This window comes from Francisella philomiragia (assembly GCF_018135955.1).
Classification (GTDB): Bacteria; Pseudomonadota; Gammaproteobacteria; order Francisellales; family Francisellaceae; genus Francisella; species Francisella philomiragia.
Genome location: NZ_CP063139.1, coordinates 24,749 through 34,376, shown reverse-complemented (window position 1 = coordinate 34,376; position 9,628 = coordinate 24,749). Strand labels below are relative to the sequence as shown.

Genomic DNA, 9,628 nt, shown 5'->3' with positions numbered 1-9,628 from the left:
GGTATTGTGGGTAGGACAAGATTCACTGAAAAACAAAATCAGAGCTAAAAATGAGTAGAGAAAAATTAATAAACATTGCTGAAAATATCAAAGATGAAGATATTAACTTTGATGATATCCCAGAGCTAACTAATGAAGATATCAAAAAATCTATCCCACTATATGAAGCCCCTGAAATACTAGAGTTATTGATAATCAAAAGAAAGAAACTAAAGAAAAATAACCATTAGACTCAAATTTTTTTATGCTAGGAAACCTTTAAGGGTACTAAATGTCAGATTATAGACATGATTTGAGAGATCTTTAAATCTATTGTATATTTTCAAATGTTTTGATGATTGAAGGAATGTAAGAAATATCGAGCCTTTCCAAATAAGTGTGTAAATTCACTTACATAAATCTCTGAATTCTATCTTCAAATTCTATAGCGAAATAAGGCATAGCCTCACTCCAATATCTCACAGGCATAGACCATTTTTTAGTCAAATAATCTATAGTCAAATATAAAGATTTGAACACAGAGTCATCTTTAGGAAATACTTTTTTATTTTTAATAACTTTCCTAAACTGACTATTAAGCGACTCTATCGCATTAGTAGTATAAATTACTTTACGAATTTTTGGAGGGTATTGCAAGAATACAGTCAGATTATCCCAGTTATTTAGCCAAGATTTTGAAATTAATGGGTATTTAGCATCATACTTGCTTGCAAAGTTTTCAAGCTCAGATTCAGCTATATCAATGGTTTCAGCATCATATATTTTCTTTAGCTCTCTTGCCACTTCTTTTTTATCTTTGTAAGGCACATATTTTAAAGAGTTTCTAATTTGGTGAACAATACAAAGCTGATGTTTTGTTTGAGGGTATACAGCTTGTATAGCATCAGACATACCCTTTAAATTATCTGTACATGCTATAAATATATCCTCTAAGCCTCTATTCTTTAATTCAGTAAAAACTCCTAGCCAATACTTAGAACCTTCATTTTGACTTATCCAAAGACCTAATACATCTTTGTGACCTGTCAAAGATATACTTAGTGCAACATATACTGCCTTGTTAATAATACGCTTATCTTCTCTGACTTTAACGACTATGCAGTCAAAAAATACTATAGGGTAAACAGACTCTAAGGCTCTATTCTGCCATGCTCTAACATCATCTATAATAGCTTCTGTAACATCACTTATAAAGCTTGTACTTATCTCTGTCTCATACAGCTCAAATAGTTGCTGTTGGATATCTGTAGTACTCATGCCTTTAGCATACAGAGATATGATTTTTTGATCTAAGCCATTTATTTTTGTTACTCTTTTAGGAACTATTTGTGGCTCAAATTCACTTTCTCTATCTCTAGGTACTAATATATCTATATTGCCACTATCTGTAGATAGGCTTTTATTGCTATAGCCATTTCTAGCATTTGAAGAATTGCTTCGTTGATGCTTTGAGTAGCCAAGATGACTATTCATCTCTGTATCTAATGCTTTTTCCAATAACCTTTTTGTCAGTTGCTTGAGTAAACCATCTTTCTCAAACATCTGGTTAACATCAACTCCAGAATCTAGTATCTGGTCTGCTAGCATTGAGTAAATATCTTCTGATTTCTTATTTTTAGACATTGTTTTTATCCTTAATATTTTGCTAGAAATAATCTAGCATCTTAATTAAGAATTTACACAGTTAATTGGAAAGAGCCTTTCAAATGTTTTGATGATTGATTATTTGAAAGTTGAGAGAGGTAGTTATGATATCCTGAAGATGTTTATTTATAACCGTTTGAGGTTTATTGTTTTAAGTATGTGACTCTATGACATCCTCCTCCAATTACCCAGAAACCTGCAAATCCTGGTTTTATACATTTATATTCTTTACCATTATATTCTACATCCCAGCTATATCCCTCATATCCATTTCCTCTTGCTGTTAATTCATCTAGTTTTAGTTCATTTACTGGAGCATTTTTTAGCTGTTCTGATGAATAGTTTAACATTTCATCATTTGTCATAGCTGCACTTGCTACTACTGGTAATGCTAAAACTGATGCTACTGCGATTTTATATATTTTTTTCATTATTTTACTCCGTAGTTTTTTGTGAATACGAATCTAATATTACATATAAATATATAGTAATACAATACCAAAAATTTTATAAATAAACTATCTGTAGAAAATTATAAAACAGTATCAAAACTAAAGTCAAACACTTCACTCAAACCAAAATCTATTTCTTCGTTGGCTTGTGTATACTGTTGCTGAAGGCTGTACTTAGCATTACTAAGCCCAAGAATTTTTAAAATATCATCTGGTACAGTTTGTGTGGCTGTTGATTCAAGCTGTTTATAATATTGATAATCAGATATGTTTTCTGGCTTTGGAGGTGGTGGGGTAGGCTTAAGTGCAACGTTTAAATCTATAGAATCTTTACCAAAATATTCTTTTTCACCATTTCTTATGAAATCAATAATAAAACTATTAATCCTATCAGTATCTAAACATTCAGTATTTAGAGTTGCATGTAAACCAATGCTAAATCTGTAATTAGTTTTGAGTTCTGTTTTTTCATAAACTGATACTTCATTGGTTAGCTCTTCAGTTCTTTTAGAAATCCACTCAGATCTAGTGTTATTGTCAAATTCAGGATATTTTTTATCACTTAGCTCCATTTTGTAATAACTTTCACCATTATCAACATAGTGTTTAAAAGTAGGATCTTCTAATTGAGGATTATAAGGAACTATTTTATCAGCTTCATTATGTGCTAACTGCCCAGCTCTTTCTTCTATCGCTACTACTGCATTACCAATAGCACATGAATATATTTTTATCTTATCCTTGCTTAAAAAAGATATATCTACCCAACTAGAATCAGGAGTTACATAATGATTTGTCGCAAATAGCCTGCCATAGTCAAAATATGCTTTTATTATTTTATTTTTGAGATTTTGTCTGAGTTTTTTTCTTATATTTTTAGATTTCTCTAAAAAACTTTTTGTTTTCATTTATGACACCAGTTTAGGATAATTTATCATGTTACCTCTTTTACATATTCTACCAGTATTATTATCTCTAAGCATTATCGTGATATCTAAATTATGTAAGCATTTATCTCTATCAAGTTGTTTAAAATATTGCTCAGCTTTAGTGGATTCAGAGAAGTGTTTAGTATATTCTTCAAATGCTTTTCTGGTAATGTTATTGCGAATAAATACTGTATAACACTCCCCAGCAGAATAGTCTTCGCTGAACTTAATTCTATGAAGAGCTTTAAGTTCCTTAACACGGTTAATTATATCTTTATTACTATCAGAATTTGGGACTAGCTGGTTACTATAATCTTCAAGTAATTCTAAAACCATTTTTAATTGCTGTGCTTTACTTAATTGTCTACTTTTATGAAAAAGTATATTAACCTTTCTATTTTTGTAGTAAAAAAAATCATCATCAAAGTTTAGTCGAGTAGTATTAGCTACAGGCTCATTGTTTAAGTACTTTTCAAGTTGAGAAGTTTCTTTTGAAGAGAGCTTTATAGTCATCATACCACAATCAATTAGCTTTTCATCTTTATCAAAGTACCATTTTAGTAAGTTTTTTTCTGATTTAATAAATTCCATTTTTTAAGTATTAATATTGTAATACAATATATATTATTGGTAGAATGATGAATAGTCAAGTTTTTGTATTAATTTATCTAAAGGTAGTACTGGTAAATTTTATTAATACCGGTTAGATTGATTATATTTAGTTAAGAAAGGGTGTATATGATTGATTTATTCTCAGGTCATTTTTTAGAAACTAGTTTGCAGGGGCGTATTGGTTGGATTGGTAAGCTAGAGTCAAAAAATGGTAAGCAATTTCTAAATTTTAGTGTTGCTTGTCATATTCATAAAACTATAGAGTGGGTTCATTGTATTGCTTATCAAAACAAAGCGGAGCTTATAGATAAATTTGCAACGAAAGGAACTGTAATCAATATAAAGGGCTACAACAAAACTAGTACTTGGCAAGATGATGATACTAATAAAAAAAGATCTAGAACTAGTGTTATTGTAAAAGAAGTTGGCTTTATATCTAATACGAAAAATGAATACAACTCTACTACACACACTTTTGATATATCTGAATATGAACTAAATGAAGAAGAGAGTAGTAGAGCTATACAGTATGCTAAAACTATTCTTGAAGAAGAGGGATATCAAATAACTAAAAATAGAGAAGATAAATAGAATGTGAATAAAGAAATGATGGATGAGTTTAAAAAATGGAAATTTTTAGGAATTAAAAAAGTTATAAACTCAAAAGATGAATTAGATCACATTAAGATAAATATACAAACAACACTATTCCCAAATGTAAAAGAATTAGTGGTATATGGAACTGTTGAAGACTTTGATGGTGACTTAACAAAAATAAAAATTGTTTCTAGAAATAAATATACGAATATACATAAAAGCTTTGATGATAAAGAAGCCATGATTATCCAAGATAAAGATCGTCTATTTGAACTAGCTGAAAATGGTGAACTAGGATTTAAAATAATAGATGAGTTTCTAAAATTAGCTGAAATAAATAAATAAGGAAAAAAATGGAAAAAGAAATAAAAGTGAAAATGCTAGTAGAACAGAAACTAGATAACAAAGTAGAGGGATTTGAATATGCCGAGATAGCTCTTGCTGATAGTATATTCAAAAATTTAAAAAAAATAGCAATATTTGCAAAAGAATGTTTAGATGAAGATAATGAAAAGGATGAAGATCAAGATCATGTTTTACTTAAAGAAATCTATATAACTAACAAAGATAAATCATTTGATGAAACTATACAGTTTATAAAAGATGAGAAAGATTATCTATTTAAATTAATAGGCGAGCAAAAATTGGATTTATTTGAAAAAATCTTAGTTGGAAATATACAAATGAATAATCAAATTGTAGATAAGCAAATCAAAAAAAGTCTTAATCTATTAGCTGTTAGAAAATTAGATAAAGATAAATTTGGAATGGATGATGTATGTATACAATTAAGTGAATTGAACAAATATGACAAATTAACAATAGTTAGAAGAAAACATAGAGAAATATATAGTGAGGATGATAACAAAAAAATATACGAATATAAATTGTATAGAGCAAATGAAATAGGAGTATCTCTTAAAGAAATTATAAGTAAAAATATTGATAAAATATATAAATATGTTCAAAATCAACAATTTGAAAAAATTGAACAACTAATTGCTGAAAATTTATAATTGCCATAGTTATGTGCTGTTAATATGAATTTCTAAAATTAGCACAAGCTTAATATACTGAGGGTGAGGAAAAATAATGGAAGATTACGGCATAGTTGAATTTGAAAGAAGAGAAACAGAAAAAGAAGTTAAACAAGGATATAAGTATATAAGTTTGGCTATAGTAGATAGCGTATTTGCGAATCTAAAAGAATTACATATACACGCTCATATTAGAGAAGAATATACTGAACCAGATGCTGATGATCATTATATGTTGACTGCAATACAATTTACCAATAAATATAATAGCTTCGAAGAATTAAAAAGCCTTATTAACGAAAATTTAGATGTGTTTTATAAACTAGCAGAAGAAGGTACTTCTGGATATAAACAAATATCAGAAATACTAAACAACAAAAAGTCAAATGAAGATGAAATATTAAAAAATGCGGTAAATGATAATATTGATAATTTTTTCATAAGAAGGCTAAAGGGCGAAAGAGAAGATAAAAGGAACTATATCCTAATTAATAAAATTACTTATAAGGAAAAAGAAACATTAAGAGTACTAAGGGTAAGAAGACCAGAAGATTACAAAAATGATGGAACAGATCAAAAGCTATTATTTGAAATGGATATTAAAAAAGCTAAAGAAGCTAATATAGATTTGAAAAGAATAGCTAACAAGAGTATTAGTAAAATAATTAATATTGTTGAAAAAAATGATGATGAACTTATTCAAGAGCAGTTAGAATTTATTATTGCTCAAGAAATATAAATAACTATATAAAAAGCTATCTAAACTATTTAAAAAAATACGTAGTTGCAATAGTTTGAAGGTGAGGACCTCATCATTCAGCATAAGGAGAACGCTGTTAACCCTTAAGTCCTCACTTAAGATTATATGAAATTTTTATGCCTATATCAATGAAAAAATAGAGTTCGGCTAAACCACTTAAAGGTAGGAAGTTATGATGTTAAATAAGTACGCAAGTTTAATTTTTGTTCTTGCGGCATGTATCGCGTTATTGGTATTGTTTATTCCTCACAAAGGAGAGAATTACAAAATATCTCATAATGATAAAAGTTATATTTGTGGAGACTATGTACAGTTTAGCGATAGGGTTAAGGGGTATGATTGTAAGGATAGGGTCAACCAATACTCTAGGATATATTTATCTTCAAAAGACGGTGATATATTAATCCAAAAGCTAAAAAACTAAGTGTCCGTCATATCAAATATATTTTGATGCATATTCATTCCTCATCGGTAAGAAACTTTATCACAGCTTGTGATAATTTACTATTCATTACCGTACGGTATTATTATATAGAGGATTATTCTTATAAAAGAATAGTTATAAGAGTGTTATACTAAAATATAATCACTACTAAAAATTAAGTACACATGACTCTTCAAGTTAAGCTAGCATGTTGGTCAATAGTGTGGCTAAGCATGGTTTGTATTTGGTATTTTTTCACAAGTCAAGATGATAGTGCACTCATATTTATTGGTATCTTTGCACTTATCTCTTTTCGTAAATTTGTTCTAGGAATAAAGCCACGAAAAGTCAAAAGAAACAGACTTAGAGATGCAATAAAACGTAATAATGATTATCAGTTCTGAGTCAAAATTTAGACAACTTTACCTTATCAAAATATTGACGAATTATGTTTCATATATGTTTTGTAGATTACCTATTAGTAGCTTTATTTATATTACTCTCTAGGTAGCTAAAACCCAGATCCACTATCTAGTCGGCAAATATATTTACCTATTTGTGTAGCTTTATTTACATTACTCTCTAGGTAGCTAAAACCCAGATCCATTATCTAGTCGATAACCTACAAAACGAATTGTATCTGATGAAACTTAGTTTATCAATCAATAATATATTTTAGTTTTTTATTATTATAAGAAGTTGTGTGGCAATACTTTAATAATATGCTTTGGTGTATAATGTATGTATGTCGTTTATCAGGTAAATACCATGAATTTTATAGAATGGTGTAAAGAAAAAAACATAGATTTAACAGATATCAATGAGTCATGTATAGAAACCATGGCTATCTCTTGGCTCAATGGTGCTGAACCTAATAATGAAACAATTGAATGTTTTAGAGAGGTTAGTAAAAACCCACACAAGAAAGAAGAAATCTTGATGAAATCTTTTTATAGTAAAAAATAATTACGACTCTCAAATAGAAAGTAGTTGGTATCTAGAAAATGTTTAATATGTGACTCAAGCCAGTTTACCCATGCAAAATATTAAAAATATTGTTATATTAAAAGCAGTATTAATTTTATTATTTTACGCATATGAGATCTCTCTATAAAAAACTATCTGTTATATGTTTATTAATGTGTACAGTCTTTATTGTTATCATTGTTAGAATAGGGATTGATTCTCTTGAAAGTGCGGGGATTTTAATTCCTTTTGTAATAGGAATTATTTTTTTGACTCTTTTTATTAGATCTCCTAGAGATAAAAGAAGAAATGCATTAAATGCATATAATAAGTATTTAAGAAATGAAGAGTACAGAAGAATCCACGATAGTGAGCCTTGGTAGTAATATTTAATCATAACATTTTACTTGCTGTATAAAGACCTGATGATGCCATTCTAAAACCACTTTTAAATCCTTTAGACACTTGAGATGAGCCGCCTCTTGCCGTAGATGTAGCTTTATCTAGTGCTCCACCAACTGCAAAACCTGCCCATGTAAATACAGCTGTGGTAATCGTTGGAAATCGAATATATAGTCAATCCGAGTATTTCTTGTAGCTCAGTGAAATAGTTGTTGTATGAAATAGGTGTATGATCTTTTTATTTGGGCTAGGAGATTCCCGCTTCCGCGGGAATGACGGGTCTTATTTTACATGACTAATTCGGATTAACTATACTATGGTTTAGCTTTAGATATAGCCTTAGTGATGATCTTTATTTTATTTTTTTCTTTGAATTTTTCAGTAGCTCAAGTATTTCTGGTGCCTGATATAGTGGAACAGCTTTATTAATGTTTTCATTTGTCAGTTTAGGTATATCATCAAAGTTTATATCTTTATCTTTGATATTCTTAGCAATATTTATTAATTTGTCTTTACTCATATTTTGTTAGCTCTCAATAAGCTATTTTTTCAATAATCAACTTCTAACAGTAAGTCGTTTATTATTATCTTATTATTAATGATCTCATGTTTGATTAGCTTATTCATTTTGACTGCTGCTAGATCTGCATAGTCTGCATATCTGTCGTTACTGATTATATAAGTAGTTTTATCATCAGAAGCTGTGCGAACTATTGTTTCATCAGCTAACTGTTTTGATGCTACTGGATGCACTTTAACAGCTTTATCAAATTGTTGAGCTATCTCTTTGTCTCCTGCTTTGAGGATTTTTCTAATCTGCGAATCAAATATCACCGTCACATCGTAAGATTTAGCTAACTCTTTTGTTAGAGGTATTAGAGCTTTCAAACCTATGAAATTTGATTTGTCACGACCTTTTTCATAACAAAGATTGTTACCATCTATGATAAGTTTTTTGACAGGGCGAGCAAGCTTAGCAGATATATCATCTAGCTTAGTTTTGATTTTATCAATATCTCTTTGTAGTCTATTTATGTTACGAGTTTCATCATTGATGATTTTTTTTGGGTTGCTATATCCTAGAGCTCTTTCGCAATCATTATGCGCTATTGCTCTATCTTTACCAGTAGTAGCATTATCAAGTCTTCGCTGATACTTTTGAGCATCATTTAGTCTTATTTTATGATTATTAAGGAGAGTAGTATTTTCTTCGAGTATTTTTAATTTTGGTTGTATTAACCTGTTAACATGAGCTTTGCGTTTTTTTAGATCTTCTATTGATGCTGTTATTTTTTCTAACTTAGACTTATTATGATTTAAGCTTGATTGTGTAGCTTTGATATCAAATTTCTCGTACTTTTTGATATTTGTTTCAGCTTCTTTGTATTCTGTTCTAGTATTCTTAAGTTTTTCATTAAGCTCAGCCATACTAGCTATAGTAGTAGCTAATTGGGCATTAAATTCGCTTCTTTGTTTTTTATAACTTTTTTGTTCTGCACTAAACCAATTTTTAGGGTTAAACATTGATTTTATATTTTTTGATACATCAGTTATGCTCGATTCTAATGAATTTTTACGTGCTGTTTTTTCTTCAATGTTTAAGCTTAGTTGATTAGTTTTATTTTTTAGTACGTGGAAATCATTTTGCAGATTTTCTATACTACTATTGGCATACCAATCTAAATCATTAGTCAGTTGTTCGATTAGGTCTACTGTTTTGATTTCATTGTCTATTTGCTTATCTAATTGATCATCTATTGCTGTCTTCCACATTGGCACTAAGAGTTACTTGATTAAATTTAATT

The 9,628-nt window shown here is 29.0% G+C and carries 14 protein-coding genes; 8 read left to right on the top strand and 6 right to left on the bottom strand.

Going from position 1 to position 9,628, the window contains the following annotated elements; all coding sequences use genetic code 11:
• The first annotated feature begins 50 nt into the window (after positions 1-50).
• Positions 51-230 carry a hypothetical protein gene (locus IMS64_RS09715; RefSeq protein ID WP_211491123.1) on the top strand — a complete coding sequence of 60 codons (180 nt, stop codon included), beginning with the start codon at positions 51-53 and terminating at the stop codon, positions 228-230.
• A 160-nt stretch (positions 231-390) separates the two neighbouring features.
• On the opposite strand, the gene IMS64_RS09710 is transcribed toward IMS64_RS09715, so the two are convergent.
• The 4 genes from IMS64_RS09710 to IMS64_RS09695 form a co-directional block, all read right to left on the bottom strand.
• The gene (locus IMS64_RS09710) at positions 391-1,587 is read right to left on the bottom strand and encodes an IS256 family transposase (RefSeq protein WP_430886732.1); all 1,197 of its coding nucleotides are present in this window, start codon (positions 1,585-1,587) and stop codon (positions 391-393) included.
• Between the two features lie 200 nt (positions 1,588-1,787).
• Positions 1,788-2,075: a hypothetical protein gene (locus IMS64_RS09705; protein ID WP_211491121.1), complete on the bottom strand. Its 288-nt coding sequence runs from the start codon at positions 2,073-2,075 to the stop codon at positions 1,788-1,790.
• 101 nt (positions 2,076-2,176) lie between these two features.
• The gene (locus IMS64_RS09700; protein ID WP_211491120.1) at positions 2,177-3,004 is read right to left on the bottom strand and encodes a hypothetical protein; all 828 of its coding nucleotides are present in this window, start codon (positions 3,002-3,004) and stop codon (positions 2,177-2,179) included.
• Positions 3,005-3,616, bottom strand: coding sequence for a hypothetical protein (locus IMS64_RS09695; protein ID WP_211491119.1), 612 nt, complete (start codon positions 3,614-3,616; stop codon positions 3,005-3,007). It lies immediately after the preceding gene.
• 147 nt (positions 3,617-3,763) lie between these two features.
• Between IMS64_RS09695 and IMS64_RS09690 the strand changes: the two genes are divergently transcribed.
• The 7 genes from IMS64_RS09690 (at position 3,764) to IMS64_RS09660 (ending at position 7,804) form a co-directional block, all read left to right on the top strand.
• The gene (locus IMS64_RS09690) at positions 3,764-4,228 is read left to right on the top strand and encodes a single-stranded DNA-binding protein (RefSeq protein ID WP_211491118.1); all 465 of its coding nucleotides are present in this window, start codon (positions 3,764-3,766) and stop codon (positions 4,226-4,228) included.
• Positions 4,229-4,231: 3 nt separating this feature from the next.
• Positions 4,232-4,579, top strand: a complete 348-nt coding sequence (locus IMS64_RS09685) for a hypothetical protein (protein ID WP_211491117.1) — start codon at positions 4,232-4,234, stop codon at positions 4,577-4,579.
• 8 nt (positions 4,580-4,587) lie between these two features.
• Complete coding sequence (locus IMS64_RS09680) at positions 4,588-5,250, top strand: hypothetical protein (protein WP_211491116.1); 663 nt, start codon at positions 4,588-4,590, stop codon at positions 5,248-5,250.
• Positions 5,251-5,326: 76 nt separating this feature from the next.
• Positions 5,327-6,010, top strand: coding sequence for a hypothetical protein (locus IMS64_RS09675; RefSeq protein WP_211491115.1), 684 nt, complete (start codon positions 5,327-5,329; stop codon positions 6,008-6,010).
• 196 nt (positions 6,011-6,206) lie between these two features.
• Positions 6,207-6,455: a hypothetical protein gene (locus IMS64_RS09670; protein ID WP_211491114.1), complete on the top strand. Its 249-nt coding sequence runs from the start codon at positions 6,207-6,209 to the stop codon at positions 6,453-6,455.
• Positions 6,456-7,196: 741 nt separating this feature from the next.
• Positions 7,197-7,421, top strand: a complete 225-nt coding sequence (locus IMS64_RS09665; protein WP_211491113.1) for a hypothetical protein — start codon at positions 7,197-7,199, stop codon at positions 7,419-7,421.
• 173 nt (positions 7,422-7,594) lie between these two features.
• Positions 7,595-7,804: a hypothetical protein gene (locus IMS64_RS09660; protein ID WP_211491112.1), complete on the top strand. Its 210-nt coding sequence runs from the start codon at positions 7,595-7,597 to the stop codon at positions 7,802-7,804.
• A 371-nt stretch (positions 7,805-8,175) separates the two neighbouring features.
• Here IMS64_RS09660 and IMS64_RS09655 read toward each other — a convergent pair whose 3' ends face one another.
• Positions 8,176-8,343: a hypothetical protein gene (locus tag IMS64_RS09655; protein ID WP_211491164.1), complete on the bottom strand. Its 168-nt coding sequence runs from the start codon at positions 8,341-8,343 to the stop codon at positions 8,176-8,178.
• Between the two features lie 29 nt (positions 8,344-8,372).
• Positions 8,373-9,596, bottom strand: coding sequence for an NYN domain-containing protein (locus IMS64_RS09650; protein ID WP_211491163.1), 1,224 nt, complete (start codon positions 9,594-9,596; stop codon positions 8,373-8,375).
• Between the last annotated feature and the right edge of the window lie 32 nt (positions 9,597-9,628).